Source organism: Vibrio cidicii, assembly GCF_009665415.1.
Lineage (GTDB): Bacteria > Pseudomonadota > Gammaproteobacteria > Enterobacterales > Vibrionaceae > Vibrio > Vibrio cidicii.
On sequence record NZ_CP035921.1, the window covers coordinates 1710792 to 1728412 of the forward strand.

The window sequence follows — 17621 nt, forward strand, 5'->3', positions numbered from 1 at the left end:
GGGTTATTGAACATCATTATGTTGGCATATTTGTTACTTTTGATTAACGTTTTTCTGGTTATTCTCAACTCAGCAGTGTGTTCGATCTCAATCTGCCTGATTGCCCTCATCAAAGTGGTATTACCGACCATACGTTTAAAATCTCATGCTACGGCGGCCGCCAATCGTATGATGTGGTTATGGGCAACGGTTAATACCCTGCTTTTGTCTCTGTCCAACCGGGTCGAGTGGGATATTCAGGGTGGAGAAGGGTTGAAGAAGGATGGTTGGTACCTACTGATCAGTAATCATCTCAGTTGGACCGACATTGTGGTGCTGTGCAGCGTGTTCAAAGATCGTATTCCCATGCCGAAGTTTTTTCTCAAACAGCAGCTGCTGTACGTGCCTTTTATCGGTATGGCTTGTTGGGCTTTGGATATGCCGTTTATGCGTCGTTATTCACGTGAGTATTTGATCCGCCATCCACACAAGCGCGGGCAAGATTTACAAACCACACGCCGCTCTTGCGCCAAGTTTCAACATTCGCCAACCACCGTGGTTAACTATGTTGAAGGAACGCGTTTTACTGATCAGAAAAAGCGCAGCAGTAAAGCGGGTTACGACTATTTGCTGCAACCGAAATCGGGTGGTATTGCTTACACTTTAGCGGCGATGGGCGAGCAGTTTGACCATATCATCGATGTGACGCTGGCTTATCCGCACAACACCGACAAACCTTTTCGCGATCTGCTGCTTGGGCGAATGCGTAAAATCGTGGTGCGTATCCGTGTCTTACCAGTGAATGAGCAGGTGATGGGCGACTATTTCAACGATAAACCCTACAAGCGTCAGTTTCAGCAGTGGCTCGGCGATCTTTGGCAGGAAAAAGATGCTGTGCTCAAAGAGATTCACCGAGGTTAAAAAATCGGGGAGCCCATTGGGCTCCCCGATTTTTATCAACCTAGTGATATTATTTCTTCAGCAGGAAGTTGACCAGTTCAATGTACTCATCAACGCTCTTGATGCCTTGCGCCTGAACGAGGTATTTATTGTTCACCAGCACTGCAGGCACGCCAGATAAGCCACTATCTTGGAACTGTTTGTCAAAGCGACGCACCATAGAATCCACGGCAAAGCCATTGAAAGCCGCATCAAATTTCTTCGCATCAATACCTTCATCAAGGAAGATTTGGCGCAGCTCGGCGTCATCTTTTGGCGCTTTGCGCAGGTTGTGAATGCGGTTAAACATCACTGGAACCATTTTATCTTCGACTTTTAGCGCAATCATGGTGGCGTAGGCTTTACTCATCGATAGTCCCATCGAACCGCCCATAAAAGAGACATGATTTTTTTGCAGTTTAACCCCATCAGGCAACTGATTTTTCAGTTGCTGGATGATTGGCTCAAAACTATGGCAGTGAGGGCAGTAGAAAGAAAAGAATTCGGTGACACTGGGTTTTTTCGATGCTTCGAGATCCAGCACTTTGTAGTGCTCACCTTGTTTAAAATTGGCAGCGTTGGCTGTCAGGCTGAGCATGAGCAGTGAAAAAAATGCGAACAACTTTTTCATCTAATAATTTCTCCGTTAGTTGTAAGGCTGGTTACCATTGCGGCATCAATGAAAGAGGGGGCTCTTCTAAAGCGGCGATTTGTTCTTTAAACGCCAGAACCTGACCTTCCCAGTATTTTGGCTCATTGAACCAAGGAAAGGCGAGGGGAAACGCCGGATCCTGCCATCGTTTTGCCAACCAGGCCATATAATGCACCATTCGTAGACCACGTAAAGGCTCGATAAGTTTCAATTGAGCGTGATTAAAATCGCAAAACTCTTGGTAGCCTTCCAGCAAAATATCCAGTTGCATGGTTTTTTCGTGACGTTCGCCACTGAGTAACATCCATAAATCTTGTACCGCTGGGCCATTTCGCGCATCGTCTAAATCGACGAACATTGGCCCATCACGCCAGAGAATATTCCCCGGATGGCAATCGCCATGCAAGCGGATAATGTCGTTATGAGTGGGCCAGTGATGCTCGATGGCACTGATCAGCCGATCAAGGTCGCTGAAAAAACTATTTTGCAGATGATGTGGGATCATCTCTGATTGCTCAAGAGTGGCCCGTGGCTGGTGGAGGTACTCTTGCAGACCGATGGTTGGGCGATGGGCAAAACGTTGTTGGCCGCCCACTTTGTGCATCCGACCAAGAAAACGGCCGACCCCTTCGAGCTGATCGAGGTTGTCCACTTCAAACTGCCGCCCGCCCATGCTGGTAAACAGGGCAAATAAATGACCTTGATAGTGATGCAAAGTACGACCATGGATCACCAAAGGTGGGGCGACCGGAATGTCGTTGTCGAGTAGCTCTAAAGTGAACTGGTGCTCCTCTTCAATCTGTTCGGCGCTCCAACGCTCTGGGCGATAGAATTTCACCACGTAGCGTTTTCGGTCTTCATCGCTGAACTGATACACGCGGTTTTCGTAACTGTTTAACGGCAGAAATCCAGATTCAGCGCGCACACCAATGCTTTCTAGGGCGTACCACATAAAATCGGGGGTTAACGCAGCAAAATTAAACTCACTTTGCGACATAAAAACAAAAAGGCTCATTACTGAGCCTTTTTCCATAATTAAGGGTGAAGTTACAGTTTCTTAATGAAACGACTTTCTACTTCAATGCTGAAGTCGTTGCTCTTATCGGTCAGTATAAACTGAATTGTCGTAATTGAAGAGCTCAGCTTGTCGGGATTAACCCCTAAGCTTAACGGCAGATTCAAAACCTCACCGGGGCTGACGTGAATGGTTTGTTTGCCATACCAGCTGACATCCGACAAGCCTTTCACATCCAGTTGATATTCTTGAGTTTGCTGCGTCTTGTTGATCACTTTCAGCGTGTATGTGTTTTCCACTTCGCCGGAGCTATTGACTTTAAACAGCTGACTGCGGTCACGAATGACACTTAACCCGGCCGGATCCACCGAGGCGACTTGAGCGAAGAAAAGCCCGATCATAACTAACAGCACCAGACCATAACCAATCAGTTTTGGGCGCATCACTTTGGTATGTTTGCCAGAAAGACGATGTTCGGTGGTGTAGCTGATCAGCCCTTTTTCGTAGCCCATCCGCTCCATGGTGGTGTCGCAAGCGTCGATACAAGCGCCGCAGTTGATGCATTCGTATTGTAAACCGTCACGGATATCGATCCCGGTAGGGCAGACCTGCACACACAAGTCACAGTCGATACAATCACCCAAGCCCAGCTGTTTGGGATCGGCTTTGCGCGAACGAGGTCCGCGTTGCTCACCGCGTTTGGTGTTATAACCGACGATGAAGGTGTCTTTGTCAAACATCGCCGATTGGAAGCGGGCGTATGGGCACATGTGAATACACATGATCGAACGCATCCAACCTGCATTACCGTAAGTACAAATAGCAAAGAACATCACCCAGAACACCGGGCCAAAGCTGGCGTTGAGGGTAAAGAAATCCACCACCAGATCACGAATGGGCACAAAATAGCCGACAAAGGTAAATCCGGTCGCCAGCGCGATAGCAAACCATGCAATGTGTTTGACGGTTTTGCGCAGCACCAAATCGGTGGTTAGCTTGCCGGCATCTTGTTTGCGACGCTTGTTGGCGCTGCCTTCGAGTTTTTCTTCAAACCAGATGTACATAAACGTCCAAACGGTCTGCGGGCAGAGATAACCACACCACACCCGGCCAAGAAAGGTGGTGATAAAGAATAGGCCAAATGCGGCGATCATAAACAGCAGCGCCAGCAAGGTGAGATCTTGTGGGTAGAGCGTGGTGCCAAAGAAGTTAAATTGCTGGTGGCTAAAGTCGAGTAAGATGGCTTGGCGATCGCCGTACGAGATCCACGGCACCATCGCAAACAAGACAAGCAAAAACCAACCACCATAGCGGCGCAGCTTCTGGTAAGTCCCTTTGCTTTCACGAACGTAAATCCGGTTGCTGGGGTTGAATCTATCGCCGTTTCCTTTGTGGGTTTTCGGGTTGAACGTTTTGGGAGTCACATCTTTGATATCGATTTTATCCTGACTCATGGATTGATCCTTCTTAGGCTTTGGTGGCGCAATTTCTGTTTGTTTGCGCTCAGTGACATTGCTGATAGGCCGCCATTCATCGAATTGAACAGGGCTATCTACTATTTTAGTAAATACTGATGAATGACGATTATACAACCAATAACATTTGTATTTCTTTAACGCTATCAACCTTTAACAACAAATTTCAGTACAGTTAACGCAATTTTTCCCTGAACAGCGGGTGAAAATAAAAAAAGCGATTCATCGGAATCGCTTTGAGGAAATCAATCAGTGAGACGTTATTCGATGATGCCACGAGCTCGTAGAATGGCGGTTTTGAAGTCTTCTTCCTGATCTTTTTTCAGTCCAGGAATCATCTCATCTTTGGCACTGTTGCGCATTTTGAGGTGATAAATCAGCACATCGTCAGAAAGTGTTTCCAACGGGCCTTTAAATCCTGCTTCGCCAGCGAGCTTGACGATAAATTGCAACAGGTTCATCTCTTGCTCTTTTTGCCACTCGGGTTCGAGTAGTTCAAGCAACTCTTCAATGCGATGACACTTCATCTCTTTCTCCACAAATTTTATAGGTATTTTGCGTTAAGGTATCAAATTGCAAACAGAAGGCCAAACGGGAATGTGTGGCTTGGCAAAAGAAAAAAGCGCAGCAACTGCTACGCTTTTTAGATTAAGCTGCCTGAATGATTTTAGCCGGAGTTTGCATCAGAGCGGCTTGCTCGACTAGGGTCATACCAAGAGCCATTTTTTTTGCAGTCGGAGCAACGGCAAAACCATTACGACGACGCATTGCACTACGGTTTGTGTGCGAGAACCTGACTGCTGTTGGGCGCATTTTTTACCTAACGGTCAGGCATATCCATTGCCAATCTAATGGCCTGTACATTTATGAGTTGAACTTCAAAATTTGAAGGGTGGCTCTTTCTGGCGTCTGCCAATCCAAATAAATGTGCAGGAATAACGATATGCATGCATATCATATATAGATTAGCACCCTTATTAAAATCGATCGATAGTTGCACAATTAATCGCTGGAAAAATGTCTAACTGATGTGACAAGACGAAGATTACAGTGACTATCTGTGAGCTGGATACTATTCGCCAGTGGTGATTCATCAGTACACTGAGTGTCTGTTCAAGGAGGTGAATATGTCATTTTTCAAAAAAACGTTGGCCAGTTTTGGTATCGGCAGTGCCAAAGTGGATTCCGTGCTGCAGCAGGATGTGTTGTACGCCGGCCAGCAGGCAGAGCTCAAAATCCATGTCTATGGTGGGGCGAGCGCGCAGGAGATTGACAACATCGATGTGAAGCTTTGCTGCCGCTATATCGCCGAAGTCGCACAGGACAGTGGCGATCGAGAAAGCCAGTTGTTGCGTCGTGTCGCTCAGACGCATGTGTTGGCCAAGTGGACGTTGCCCTATGCGTTTACCATCCAGCCAGGTGAAGAGCGGGTTTTTGATGTGAGCTTGGCGATTCCGTGCAACACGCCGATCACCTTAGGCGATGCGCGTGTTTGGTTGGAAACGGGATTGGATGTGGCGATGGCGGTCGATCCCACAGATAAAGACAGTTTGACCGTGCGACCGGATGCGTTGATGGATGGCATTTTCACTGCGTTGGAAGAGAAAGGGCTGCGTATTCGCCAGGTGGAATGCGAAGCGGCTGAGGGGTTTGAGTTGCCCTTTGTGCAAGAATTTGAGTTTGTTCCAACCGCAGGCCCTTATCACGGGCGTTGGCGTGAGTTGGAAATGGTGGCCTATCGTAAGGATGATGGGTTGAGCTTATGGTTTGAAGTGGATCGCCTGCGCGAAGGTGGAAAAGGCATGCTAGCCAGCCTGCTTGGTGCAGGAAAACTGAAGCGTGAGTTGACGATTCCCCTTGATGTGAGTGGTCAAGAAGCTGGTGCGCGAGTGGTGCAGTTTTTGGAACAAAGCACGTAAATAAAGCGTCATAATTTTTAGCTTACACGTGTAAGCTAATTGTGCGATACTGACGCGAGATTCAGTCATCTTGTGCGGTGCAGTTTGTTATGTCAGTAAATCAATACAGTGTGCGTGAAGAAGTCGCCAACGCGGTGACGCACGCACTGGGCATGGTGTTTGGGATTGTTGGGCTGATTTTGTTGTTGCTCAAAGCCGCTGAACACAACGCCGACACCTTAACTATAACCAGTATGGCCGTTTACGGCGCCAGCATTATTGTGCTGTTTTTGGCCTCAACACTTTATCACGCGATTCCCTCACCGCAGGCCAAGCGTTGGCTGAAAACGTTTGATCACAGCGCCATCTATCTGTTGATCGCGGGCAGCTATACGCCTTTTCTGTTGGTGAGTTTACGCACGCCACTGGCGATTGGTTTAATGATCGTCATCTGGTCGATAGCCCTGCTCGGTATCATCATGAAAGTGGCGTTTGTCTACCGCTTTAAGCGCTTTTCTCTCATATCATACTTACTGATGGGATGGCTCTCTTTGGTCGTGATTTACCAGTTGGCGATCACGTTAGACGTGGGTGGGCTGACACTCTTAGCCTGTGGTGGGGTGATCTACTCACTGGGCGTGATTTTCTATGTGGCAAAACGCATTCCCTTCAATCATGCCATCTGGCACTGTTTTGTCTTGGCTGGATGCGTTTGCCACTTCTTGGCTATTTATCTCTACGTTCAGCCAGTTTAACGGCTGTCTATCTGCACGATATTGGCTTGTAGCTGATACTGAGCATGCGGTGGCAGAGCGATTTTTATCGTTTTGCCTTGCGCTAACTGTTGTGGACGCAAATAGGTTTCAGCTAAACGCTTGATCGATTGCCAAACGACGACGTTGTCGTGATAGAGAATTTCTCCATCTAAGTCAGTGATTGTCAGCTCGACGGCGACAGTGATCACCGATTGCGTGCTCTGATTGGCGACGGAGAGCGGAATGAGCAACTCGCCGTTTTGATACTCGGCCGCACGCAGGATCACATCCACACCAGAGTGCGAAAGTTGCAGCACGGGTTTGCTATTACCGGGGGTGATAGGTACACCAGCCAGTAGCGGTTTACGCAGCTGCATTGGTGGCGGAGTTTTCTCGCTCTGTTCTGGTAGCAGATAGCGCCAAGTAAAATCATCATTCAGCTCGGCCTGCCGCCCATCGGGCAGGGTAATCACTTGCCCGGCATAGCTGGCACCACTCAGTAGCATCAAGGCCGTTATCCACAGTTTCATCTCATCTCCTTAACGTCGCCAAAAGGCGGGGAAGAACAGCACCAACAAGGTCAAAATTTCTAACCGTCCCATCAACATACCTAGGCTAAGTAACCACTTGGCAGCATCCGGCAGAGGAGCAAAATTGCCTGTTGGGCCAATCACATCGCCCATTCCCGGGCCGACGTTCGCCACGGCGGTGATTGAACCCGAAATGCTGGTGACAGGATCCAGCCCCATGGCACTCAAACCAGCAGCGATGGCGATGATGGTGATAAAAAACATCAGACCAAAAGCCACTACGGATCGCACAATATCGTCATTGACTGGGCGATTGTTGTAGCGCTGCACGAAAATTCCCGAAGGGTGGATGAGTTTCATGATCTGCTTATTGAGCAGCGTCATCGCTATCTGAAAGCGGAAGACTTTAATCCCGCCTGAGGTCGATCCAGAGCAGGCTCCGGCCATCATCAAAAAGGCAAATAACGTGGTCGGCAAAGCGCCCCACGCGGTGAAATCTTCCAAGCCAAACCCGGTGGTGGTGACCACAGAGACAATATTAAACATCGCCACCCGCAGCGCATCAGCGATGGTATAACCGTTACGCAGAACTAACCAAGTCGCGACCACCAGGCTTGAGCCGAGAAACAAAAAGGTAAAGCCTTTCACTTGTGCGTCGCGAAACAGCGCGTCTAGACGTCGTTTACGCAGCGCCGAGACAAACAGCAGAAAAGGCAAGCCACCCAAAAACATAAACAGGGTTGCAACCCAATGTGCCCCTTTGGAAAAATGGTTCATCGAGCCGTCGGAAGTGGAGTAGCCACCAGTTGATAAGGTGGTGAAGGAGTGGTTGATGGCGTCAAACAGGTTCATCCCGGTCAGCAAATAACCCGCGAGACAAAGCACAGTGAGGATTAGATAGACCGCCACAATATTTTTGGCCACGGTTTTTGCTCTAGGGCTGCTTTTGTCCGACCAATCGGAAGATTCGGTTTGGAACAACTTCATCCCTCCGACGTTGAGCATCGGCAAAACCGCTACCGCCATAACGATAAAGCCCACTCCGCCGAGCCACTGCAAAATCGAACGCCACAATAAGATGCTCGGTGCCATGTTGTCCAAACCACTGAGCACGGTCGAGCCTGTGGTGGTGATGCCGGACATGGTTTCAAAGTAGGCATCGGTAAAGCTGATGTGGTTGATGAACATGAAAGGCAACGCGGCAAACGCACTGGCTATGGTCCACACCAAACTGGTGATGAGGAACATATCGCGCACGCTGAGTTTAAAGTGCGCGGTGCGACCAATGCTTAAACAGATAAACGCCGCGATATGCGTAATCACCACCGCTTGGGCGAAATCGAGAAAGCCGCCGGTTGCGGTAAAAAACGCCACTAGCGTCGGAACGTACATAAATAGGGCGATTTTGGACAATACCAGCCCAATCACAAACAGTACGGGACGAAAGTTAACCATACAACAGTCCTAGAGGAAGAATGGGCTCGGTTGGAATAAGGCTTCCACGTCGGGCACGTATTTCTTATCGACCAAGAACATCACCACGTGGTCATCTTGCTCAATCACGGTTCTGTCGTGGGCAATCAGTACTTCTTCACCACGTACGATGGCGCCAATGGTGGTGCCTGGTGGCAGTTTGATGTCGCCTACCGCGCGGCCAACCACTTTCGAGGTGTTTTCATCGCCGTGTGCGACCGCTTCAATCGCCTCTGCCGCGCCGCGGCGTAGTGAGGAAACGTTGACGATGTCTGCGCGGCGAACGTGGGTTAACAGCGCTGAAATGGTGGCTTGTTGTGGGGAAATCGCCACGTCAATCACGCCACCTTGCACGAGATCCACATACGCGCCACGCTGGATCAATACCATCACTTTCTTTGCCCCCATGCGTTTGGCCAGCATGGCAGACATAATGTTGGTTTCGTCTTCGTTGGTCAGGGCGATAAACACGTCCACTTGGTCGATGTTCTCTTCCGTCAGCAGCTCTTGGTCTGCGGCATCACCGCAGAAAACAATGGTGTTTTCCAGCTCTTCCGACAGTTTTTCGGCGCGCTGCAAGTTGCGCTCAATGAGTTTGACGCTGTAAGTCTGTTCAAGTCTTTTCGCCAAACTGGCGCCGATGTTGCCCCCGCCGACAATCATGATGCGGCGATAGGTTTTCTCCAGCCGTTGCAATTCACTCATCACCGAGCGGATGTGATTGCTCGCCGCAACGAAGAACACCTCGTCGTCGGCTTCAATAATCGTAGTGCCTTGCGGGCGGATTGGTCTGCCTTGGCGGAAAATCGCCGCGACGCGGGTGTCGATGTGCGGCATGTGTTCGCGCAGTGCAGAGAGTGCATTACCAACCAACGGCCCACCGTAATAGGCTTTGACCGCCACGAGGCTGACTTTCTCATCGGCAAAACTGACCACTTGTAACGCGCCCGGGTATTGGATCAAACGTTCGATGTAGCTGGTCACCAGCTCTTCTGGTGCAATCAAGTGATCGACCGGAATCGCTCCCGATTTAAAAAGTGCCTCTTTTTCAGCTAAATATTGCGGAGAGCGAATACGCGCAATGCGATTTGGGGTATTGAACAGAGTAAACGCCACCTGACACGCCGCCATATTGGTTTCGTCGGTGTTGGTCACGGCGACCAGCATGTCAGCATCTTGCGCGCCCGCTTCATGCAGCACATCGGGGTGGCTGGCATGACCGTTGACCACGCGCAGATCGTATTTGTCCTGCAACTCTCTCAGTCGGTCGCCGTTTTTGTCGACGATGGTGATGTCGTTGTTTTCCCCGACCAGGTTCTCTGCCAGCGTGCCGCCAACTTGGCCAGCACCAAGAATAATGATCTTCATACTCTGTTCTCTTAAATGGGAACAGGCGACTGAGCTGTGCTCAATCGCCTGTTGTGCTTATGCGTGCTTGCGAAGTACCGCGTAGTAGAAACCGTCCATGTCCTCTTCGCCCGGCAGAATTTGACGCCCTGGCTGCTCAGGATCGGAGCCCACTAACTCGGCATCTTGGGTGCGCTGCAAAAACGCTTTGACCTGTTCGACGTTTTCCATTGGCATGATGGAACAGGTGGCGTAAACCAGCGTACCGCCCGGTTTGAGCTGTGTCCACATTGCATCGAAAATCTCGCTTTGCAGTTGGGCCAAGGCCGCAATATCGTCCTCGCGGCGTAGCCATTTGATGTCGGGATGACGACGAATCACGCCCGTCGCAGAGCAAGGCGCATCAAGCAAAATGCGATCAAATTGTTCGCCTTGCCACCACTGCTGTGGGTAGCGTGCATCGCCGCAGATCACCTGCGCTTGCAGATCGAGGCGCTGCAGGTTCTCTGTCACGCGCTTAAGGCGGGTTTCATCGCAGTCGATCGCCACCACTTCTCGCGCGCTTACCTGCTCTAACACATGGGCGGTTTTGCCACCCGGCGCCGCGCAGCAGTCGAGGATTAACTCGCCATCTTGTGGCTGTAGATAACGCAGTGCCAATTGGGCAGCGGCATCTTGGACTGAAACCCAGCCTTCAGCAAACCCGGGCAGGGCACGCACATCGCAAGGCGCGGCCAATTTTATCGCGTCTTTTGCTTCGCTGTGCGTTGTGCTATCAATGTTTGCATCATTGAGCAGCGCCACATAGGCATCGCGATCGTGGTGCTGTTGATTGACTCGCAGCCACATTGGCGCTTTTTGGTTATTGGCGTCCACAATCTCTTGCCAATGCTGCGGATAGGCTTGTTGTAGTGTTTTTAGCAGCCAGCTTGGGTGGGCGTATTTTCCCGCATTGTGGCTAACGGAAAAGGCATCAAGCTGTTCTTGGTTGCGCTGGTAGTTACGCAGCACCGCGTTAATCAGGCCGCGCAGGCGTGGTCCTTTGAGATCCTGCGCGCCTTCCACGGTATCCGCTACGGCGGCATGGGCTGGAATGCGCATGTGCCCGAGTTGATACAAGCCAACCAAAATCAGATGATGAAAGACGCGTTGTTTGCCTTTGAGCGGTTTTTCCATCAACTGGCTGGCAATGCTTTCCAAACGAGGAAGATAGCGTAACGCGCCATAGCAGATCTCTTGCAGCAGCGCGTGGTCACGTGGACGAATTGATTGTTGAGCTTCTGGAAGGGCATTGGAGAGCGAGTGGCCTTTGTCGACCACAAGATACAGGACGTTGGCAGCCGCAGCGCGAACATTCATGTTGAGTACCTTAAAGTTAAAGAGGGCGTCTCTGCCCTCGTAAAGTTCTTAGTGAGGCGAATTGCATCGCCCGGAAAATTAAACCAGCACCGAGCCGACTTCAAACCAAGCCGCGCGCGAGTTAAGCACATCCTGAACTGGCATCGCTTTTTTACCCGGGATTTGGATCTGTTCTAAAACCAGTACACCGTTGCCAGTGGCGATGTAAATGCCGCTTTTGTCTGCTTGCAAAATGGTCCCAGCCGCTTTCGAGCTGGTTTGCTCTGCGACGCGGCTTTGCCACACCTTGATGCTGTTTTCGGCCACGTCAAAGTGGCTGATCGGCCAAGGGTTGAAGGCGCGCACACAGCGTTCAATGTGCGCTGCATCGTCTTGCCAGTTGATGCGAGCTTCTTCTTTGCTGAGTTTTTTCGCGTAGTTAGCGAGCTCGTCGTCTTGTTTTACTGCCACAGCGGTGCCAGCGGCAATTTCGCTCAAACAGTCGAGTAACGCTTTCGGGCCAAGCTGCGCCAGTTTGTCGTACATTGAGCTGCTGGTGTCGCTCGATTCAATCGGTAAAGTGGCGACTTTGAGCATGTCACCGGTATCGAGGCCGATGTCCATCTGCATGATGGTTACGCCTGTTTCGGCATCACCCGCCCAGATGGAACGCTGAATCGGCGCAGCACCACGCCAACGTGGCAAGATAGAACCGTGTACGTTAATACAACCGAGCTTGGGCGTGTCCAGTACCGCTTGCGGCAGTAACATCCCATAAGCCACCACCACCATGAGATCGGCATTTAAGTCGGCAAGCGCTTGCTTGGCTTCAGCCGATTTAAAGTTTTCCGGTTGATACACCGGAATGTTGTGCTCAAGGGCTAACTCTTTGACTGGCGGCGCGGCCAGTTTTTTACCCCGGCCCGCGGGGCGATCGGGGTTAGTGTACACCGCAATAACGTCGTGCTCCGAAGACAATAACGCCGCCAAATGACGGGCGGCGAAATCCGGAGTCCCTGCAAAGACAATACGTAAAGACTGGCTCAAGGCTGACTTCCTTCTAAATTCAAAATGGTCGTATTAGGCGTTTTTTTCGTTGTAGCGTTTAATTTTCGCTAATTTGTCCTGAATACGTTTGCGCTTAAGCGGCGAGAGGTAATCGACAAACAACTTACCTTGAAGATGGTCGAGCTCGTGTTGAATACAGATCGCCAATAAATCATCGGCCTCAAGCGTGAATGGGTTGCCATCACGATCCAGCGCCTTGACGGTGACTTCTGCCGCACGAGGTACCAATGCGCGCGCGCCGGGAACCGACAAACAGCCTTCTTCAATGCCGTCTTCGCCGCGTTTTTCCAAAATTTCTGGATTGATCAGCACCATCGGTTGATCACGGTTTTCGGAGATATCAATCACCACGATACGCTGGTGGATATCCACCTGTGTTGCAGCAAGGCCGATGCCCTCTTCGTCGTACATGGTTTCGATCATGTCGTCGACGATTTTCTGAATTTCAGGGGTCACGGTTTCGACCGGTTTTGCAACGGTGCGCAGGCGATCATCCGGGAATGTTAATACTTGCAATACAGACATATACACTCAAAATGTTGAAGCGTGCCGAAACAGCACAAACCTAGTTGGCTCAATTCTAGACATTTTATAGCCTAAATGACAGCATCCTGACACCAATTTCCGCGTGTTACTCCCGTTCTTGGGGCAGGGAACTCAATCATGAAGCTAGCCATTAAAGCGCTGTCGCGCGCCATATTATTGCCTCTGTTTTGTACCGCTACGTTAATGGCGCAGGCTGAAACGGTGCCTTTGGCGGTTAAAGCGGACGCACCGAAAACCTATGTGGTAGTGAAAGGCGATACCTTGTGGGACATTTCTGCGCTCTACCTAGACAGCCCTTGGTTGTGGCCACGTTTGTGGCAGATTAACCCGGAGATTGAGAACCCTCATCTAATCTATCCGGGCGATAAGTTATCACTGGTGTGGAAAAATGGTCAGCCGATGCTGAGTTTAAAACCCGTGGTCACCTTGAGCCCCAAAGCGCGCATTACCGAGAAGAAAGCTCTGCCCGTTGTGGCGGAAAGCTTAGTGCTCCCTTATCTCCAATCGGATCGCTTATTAGAAAAAGAAAAGCTTGCCACGGTCGCTCGTGTGATGGGCACCAGTGAGGGGCATCAATATCTCGCAAAAGAAGAGAGCTTGTTTATCAGTGGCCAACACAGTGAAAAGCTGTGGGCCATCTACCGTGTGGTGGCCGAGTTTACCCGTGACGATCTACCATCGCCAGTGGTTGCGCTGCGTGTGGTCGCGGAAGGGAAGCTTCGTCAAAGTGCTGAAGACTATTCGAGTCTTGAAGTGACAGCCCTTCGTCAAGAAGTTTTGTTGAATGACATCGCTTTACCCGTCTCAGAGAATCAACTCAATACCTTGTCTACCACTTTTTATCCCTCTCCGGCACCGCAAGGGCTAGCGGTAAAAATGCTCGGCAATATTGATGGCATTGACTACAGTGCGCCCAATCAGGTGGTGATTCTGGATAAAGGTTCAGCGGACAATCTGCGTCAAGGGCATATGTTTGAGCTGTATAGCGCTTCGGCCGAAGTTTATCGCCGAGATGATGCTTTTAGCTATGAATCCGGTTCGGCTGACGAAGCCATCACCTTGCCACAAACGCGCGTTGGCGAACTGATGGTGATTCGCCCTTACGACTATTTTAGTCTTGCTTTGATTACTCGCAGCAATAAACCGATCACCCGAGACATTATCGTTGTGCCGCCCTCAGAGCCTGAACCGAGCCCCTCGACTCAGGAGCCCTAATGTCAGAGCAAGAGCTGATTGCTTGGTTAAGTTTAAGTTTTACGCCGCAGATTGGCGCAAAGCGATTAGCCAAGTTACTCAGTATTGATGCTCCACTCAATATTCTCTCCTACTCAGATAATGCTTTACACAACTTGGGGTTTTCGACTGCTCAACTGGCTTATCTGCGGCAAGAGGCTCGCCGCGATGTGGAAGCGGCGCTGACTTGGCAGTTGCAACAAGATCATCACATTCTCACCTTAGCCGACGACAATTATCCGCCACTGCTTAAAGAAGCTGGAGCCGCGCCGCCTTATCTGTTTGTTAAAGGCGAGGTGGGCGCACTGAGCAAGCCGCAACTTGCGATGGTTGGTAGTCGTAATGCCAGCCTAGAGGGGCTGCAACATGCTCGGCAGTTTGCGGAGTTTTTAGTTCAACAGGGGCTTGCTGTGACCAGTGGTTTAGCGCTGGGTATTGATGGCCACGCTCACGATGGGGCACTCAGTGCAGGTGGTGACACCATCGCCGTGCTCGGCTCAGGGCTGGAACACATTTATCCCGCTCGCCACCGCAAGCTGGCGCAACGAATCGCCGAGAACGGCGCGTTGGTGTCTGAATTTCGCCCTGATGCCAAACCCCGCGCAGAAAACTTCCCTCGCCGCAATCGCATTATCAGTGGCTTAGCGCTAGGGGTGTTGGTTGTGGAAGCGGCGGAAAAAAGCGGCTCACTCATTACCGCTCGTTATGCGGCAGAGCAAGGGCGAGAAGTCTTTGCGCTGCCATGTTCGATCTCTTCGGTGAATGGTCGAGGCGGAAATCAACTGATCAAAAACGGGGCGTGCTTAGTCTCTGAGCCCAATGACATCTTGCGTGAAATACAATCGTTACTGGATTGGTCTTATCAGCAGCAGACGAGAGATTTATTTTCTCCACTTAATACCGAAGAACAATTGCCATTTCCTGAGCTGTTAGCTAACGTAGGAAGTGAGGCGACACCAGTTGATATTCTGGCAAACAGGACCAATATACCTGTGCAAGAAGTCATGATGCAGCTCCTAGAGCTTGAGCTTTCAGGACATGTTGTTGCAATTAACGGTGGCTATATTCGAAGGGGGAGGGGCTAGCTATGATGATGGATATACTGATGTATCTGTTTGAAACTTACATCCATAGCGATGCAGATTTGCAAGTGGATCAAGATGAGCTTGAAGAAGAACTGCTTCGAGCGGGATTTCACCAACAAGATATCTATAAAGCCCTTCTTTGGTTAGAAGAGCTCGCCGCGTTGCAGCAAAGCGATGCGCACTCAGCTATTTCGCGTTGTAGCGCCATCGCTTCTACTCGTATCTATACGGCGCAGGAAATGCAACGATTGGATCTCGAAAGTCGTGGTTTTCTGTTGTTTCTCGAGCAAATTAATGTGCTGACCACCGAAACCCGTGAAATGGTGATCGATCGGGTGATGGGGCTAGAAACCAAAGAATTTGAGCTCGACGATCTCAAGTGGATTATTCTGATGGTGCTGTTTAATGTACCTGGCAATGAAAACGCCTACACGCTGATGGAAGAGCTGTTGTACACCAAAGAACAAGGCATTTTGCATTAACGCTTTCCCTGCACGGTATCTATGAGTAGTAAAATCGACCACACCCTATTTTCGGCGCATGAACACGCATTAGAGCGTGAGCCGTGCCCGAAATGCGGTGGAGAATTGGTGTTAAAGCACGGCAAACATGGTCCTTTCCTTGGCTGTAGCCACTATCCCGCGTGTGATTACATCAAAGCGCTGCATCACAATGATGGCCATATCGTTAAAGAACTTGGCGTCGCCTGTCCAGAGTGTGGTCAAGAATTGGTGCTACGTCAGGGGCGTTATGGCATGTTTGTCGGTTGCAGTGCTTACCCGCAGTGCCATCATATTGAATCGATTAATCCAGTTGAACCCAGAGAGCAAAAGGTGTTGTTCGCTTGCCCTGAATGTGGAAAAGGCCATTTGCTGGAACGGAAAAATCGCTTTGGTAAAACCTTCTATGCCTGTGATCAGTTCCCAAAATGCAAGTTCGCGCTCAATCAAGCTCCAGTAAAAGGGCGCTGTGAGCAATGCGGTTATGCTTTATTAGTGGAGAAGAAATCCGCTCACGGGGTTAAATATCAGTGCGCAGATCGTAAGTGCCAGCATGTGCAATCGAGTGGTACTGAATCTTAAAGAGGTCGCTTAAATAACAAAGGGGCCATGTGCCTGCCCCTTTGTTATCTTCGTTATCATCAGCGATTGAATTAATCACGCCATTTGCTGGCAAAGGCTTGCACGGCCGGAAACGCATCGGCGTCCAGCACTTTGGCTAACGCGCACAAACGGCGTTGCAATTCTCCGCTGTAGTCACCGCACACATTGATGTGTCCCATCTTGCGTCCTGTACGTTTTTCTTTGCCATACCAATGAACATGGCAGCCAGCCATCGCGAGCACCGACTCAGGCAAACTCTCTTCGCCGAGAATATTGATCATCGCCGTTTCACGCACCAGCTTAGTACTGCCAAGTGGCAGGCCACATACGGCACGCAGATGATTTTCAAACTGACAGGTCTCCGCGCCCTGCTGTGTCCAATGGCCAGAGTTATGTACTCGAGGCGCGATCTCATTCACCAGCAGTTGGTCATCGACATCAAAAAACTCCAGCGCCAGCACACCCACGTAATCGAGGCTCTCCGCGACCGCGGTAAACATCTGCTTTGCCTGGGCTTGCAGCTCGGGCGCATCGATTGCGGTAGAAAGGCTCAGAACGCCGTTGGTGTGTACGTTTTCCGCCAAAGGATACACTTCGACGTGGCCATCTTTGGCTCGCGCGCCGACTAATGAGACTTCACGGTTAAAGGGGACAAACTCTTCAGCGACAATCGCTTGGGTTGGCGTGGCCGCAATGCATTCGGCCATTTCCTTCCAGATAGTCTCCGCCTGAGTGGCATCTTTCAAGCGCCACTGGCCTTTACCATCATAGCCCCCCAAGGCGCTTTTGAGCACCATAGGTACACCGACATGCTCTATCGCCCGAGAAAAATCTTCACGCGTCTCAATGATGTAATAGTTTGCATTGCGCGCGCCCGCGTTATCCAACAACGCTTTTTCCAAGCGACGATCGCCACCGGCTTTAATCGCTTGCGTGCTAGGTAAAAACTTGCCACTCGCTTGACAGACATCAAGTACATCATGAGGAATGTGCTCGAATTCTGCGGTAATCACATCGACTTGTTCAATGGCATTTTCTAAGCCATGGCCGAGCAGATGTTGAGTCAGAGGATGGACGATATTACCGCTAGCCACATCGTAGGCGGAGATCTGAATATTCAGTGGCGCACCAGCCAGAGACATCATGCGAGCTAATTGACCCGCACCAAGAACCAGTACATGCATG

18 protein-coding genes are annotated in these 17621 nt (G+C 50.4%); 7 read left to right on the forward strand and 11 right to left on the reverse strand.

The genetic code is table 11. The annotated features are described in order from the left end of the window. Positions 1 to 18 precede the first annotated feature (18 nt). The gene (gene yihG / locus EWA64_RS08775; RefSeq protein WP_061893122.1) at positions 19 to 900 is read left to right on the forward strand and encodes a 1-acylglycerol-3-phosphate O-acyltransferase, YihG family; all 882 of its coding nucleotides are present in this window, start codon (positions 19 to 21) and stop codon (positions 898 to 900) included. Between the two features lie 49 nt (positions 901 to 949). On the opposite strand, the gene EWA64_RS08780 is transcribed toward yihG, so the two are convergent. From EWA64_RS08780 to EWA64_RS08795, 4 genes are all read right to left on the reverse strand, one after another. Beyond that, positions 950 to 1549, reverse strand: a complete 600-nt coding sequence (locus EWA64_RS08780; RefSeq protein ID WP_061893123.1) for a thiol:disulfide interchange protein DsbA/DsbL — start codon at positions 1547 to 1549, stop codon at positions 950 to 952. A gap of 31 nt (positions 1550 to 1580) precedes the next feature. Then, entirely contained in the window at positions 1581 to 2567 is a 987-nt protein-coding gene (locus EWA64_RS08785; protein WP_061893140.1) for a serine/threonine protein kinase, read from the reverse strand. Positions 2568 to 2617: 50 nt separating this feature from the next. Further along, on the reverse strand, positions 2618 to 4039 hold the full coding sequence (gene ccoG, locus EWA64_RS08790) for a cytochrome c oxidase accessory protein CcoG (protein WP_039439348.1): 1422 nt from the start codon (positions 4037 to 4039) through the stop codon (positions 2618 to 2620). A 281-nt stretch (positions 4040 to 4320) separates the two neighbouring features. Continuing rightward, positions 4321 to 4587, reverse strand: coding sequence for a YihD family protein (locus EWA64_RS08795; RefSeq protein WP_039422426.1), 267 nt, complete (start codon positions 4585 to 4587; stop codon positions 4321 to 4323). A gap of 600 nt (positions 4588 to 5187) precedes the next feature. Between EWA64_RS08795 and EWA64_RS08800 the strand changes: the two genes are divergently transcribed. Together EWA64_RS08800 and trhA are read left to right on the forward strand one after the other, a co-directional pair. After that, a complete protein-coding gene (locus tag EWA64_RS08800) occupies positions 5188 to 5979 on the forward strand; it encodes a sporulation protein (protein ID WP_039460927.1) in 792 nt (263 codons plus the stop codon). An 89-nt stretch (positions 5980 to 6068) separates the two neighbouring features. Further along, positions 6069 to 6713, forward strand: a complete 645-nt coding sequence (gene trhA / locus EWA64_RS08805; protein WP_039422432.1) for a PAQR family membrane homeostasis protein TrhA — start codon at positions 6069 to 6071, stop codon at positions 6711 to 6713. On the opposite strand, the gene EWA64_RS08810 is transcribed toward trhA, so the two are convergent. The 6 genes from EWA64_RS08810 to def form a co-directional block, all read right to left on the reverse strand. Beyond that, complete coding sequence (locus tag EWA64_RS08810; protein WP_061893124.1) at positions 6710 to 7243, reverse strand: DUF3157 family protein; 534 nt, start codon at positions 7241 to 7243, stop codon at positions 6710 to 6712. The two genes, trhA and EWA64_RS08810, sit on opposite strands and share 4 nt — an antisense overlap. Before the next feature lie 9 nt (positions 7244 to 7252). After that, on the reverse strand, positions 7253 to 8698 hold the full coding sequence (locus EWA64_RS08815; RefSeq protein WP_061893125.1) for a TrkH family potassium uptake protein: 1446 nt from the start codon (positions 8696 to 8698) through the stop codon (positions 7253 to 7255). Between the two features lie 9 nt (positions 8699 to 8707). Next, on the reverse strand, positions 8708 to 10084 hold the full coding sequence (trkA, locus tag EWA64_RS08820) for a Trk system potassium transporter TrkA (RefSeq protein ID WP_039435980.1): 1377 nt from the start codon (positions 10082 to 10084) through the stop codon (positions 8708 to 8710). 57 nt (positions 10085 to 10141) lie between these two features. Then, the gene (gene rsmB / locus EWA64_RS08825) at positions 10142 to 11422 is read right to left on the reverse strand and encodes a 16S rRNA (cytosine(967)-C(5))-methyltransferase RsmB (RefSeq protein ID WP_061893126.1); all 1281 of its coding nucleotides are present in this window, start codon (positions 11420 to 11422) and stop codon (positions 10142 to 10144) included. A 78-nt stretch (positions 11423 to 11500) separates the two neighbouring features. Beyond that, positions 11501 to 12448, reverse strand: coding sequence for a methionyl-tRNA formyltransferase (gene fmt / locus EWA64_RS08830; RefSeq protein WP_061893127.1), 948 nt, complete (start codon positions 12446 to 12448; stop codon positions 11501 to 11503). Positions 12449 to 12481: 33 nt separating this feature from the next. Then, on the reverse strand, positions 12482 to 12994 hold the full coding sequence (def, locus tag EWA64_RS08835) for a peptide deformylase (protein WP_061893128.1): 513 nt from the start codon (positions 12992 to 12994) through the stop codon (positions 12482 to 12484). Between the two features lie 138 nt (positions 12995 to 13132). Between def and EWA64_RS08840 the strand changes: the two genes are divergently transcribed. The 4 genes from EWA64_RS08840 to EWA64_RS08855 are packed head-to-tail and all read left to right on the forward strand — an operon-like array spanning position 13133 to position 16415. Further along, positions 13133 to 14230 carry a LysM peptidoglycan-binding domain-containing protein gene (locus EWA64_RS08840; RefSeq protein WP_061893129.1) on the forward strand — a complete coding sequence of 366 codons (1098 nt, stop codon included), beginning with the start codon at positions 13133 to 13135 and terminating at the stop codon, positions 14228 to 14230. Then, positions 14230 to 15333: a DNA-processing protein DprA gene (gene dprA, locus EWA64_RS08845; protein WP_039460915.1), complete on the forward strand. Its 1104-nt coding sequence runs from the start codon at positions 14230 to 14232 to the stop codon at positions 15331 to 15333. Before EWA64_RS08840 ends, dprA begins: the two co-directional genes overlap by 1 nt. Before the next feature lie 2 nt (positions 15334 to 15335). After that, positions 15336 to 15815, forward strand: a complete 480-nt coding sequence (locus EWA64_RS08850; protein ID WP_061893130.1) for a DUF494 family protein — start codon at positions 15336 to 15338, stop codon at positions 15813 to 15815. A 21-nt stretch (positions 15816 to 15836) separates the two neighbouring features. Next, positions 15837 to 16415, forward strand: coding sequence for a DNA topoisomerase family protein (locus tag EWA64_RS08855; protein WP_061893131.1), 579 nt, complete (start codon positions 15837 to 15839; stop codon positions 16413 to 16415). 71 nt (positions 16416 to 16486) lie between these two features. Here the strand turns inward: EWA64_RS08855 and EWA64_RS08860 are convergent, their stop codons facing one another. Continuing rightward, entirely contained in the window at positions 16487 to 17620 is a 1134-nt protein-coding gene (locus tag EWA64_RS08860; protein ID WP_061893132.1) for a 5-(carboxyamino)imidazole ribonucleotide synthase, read from the reverse strand. Position 17621 lies beyond the last annotated feature (1 nt).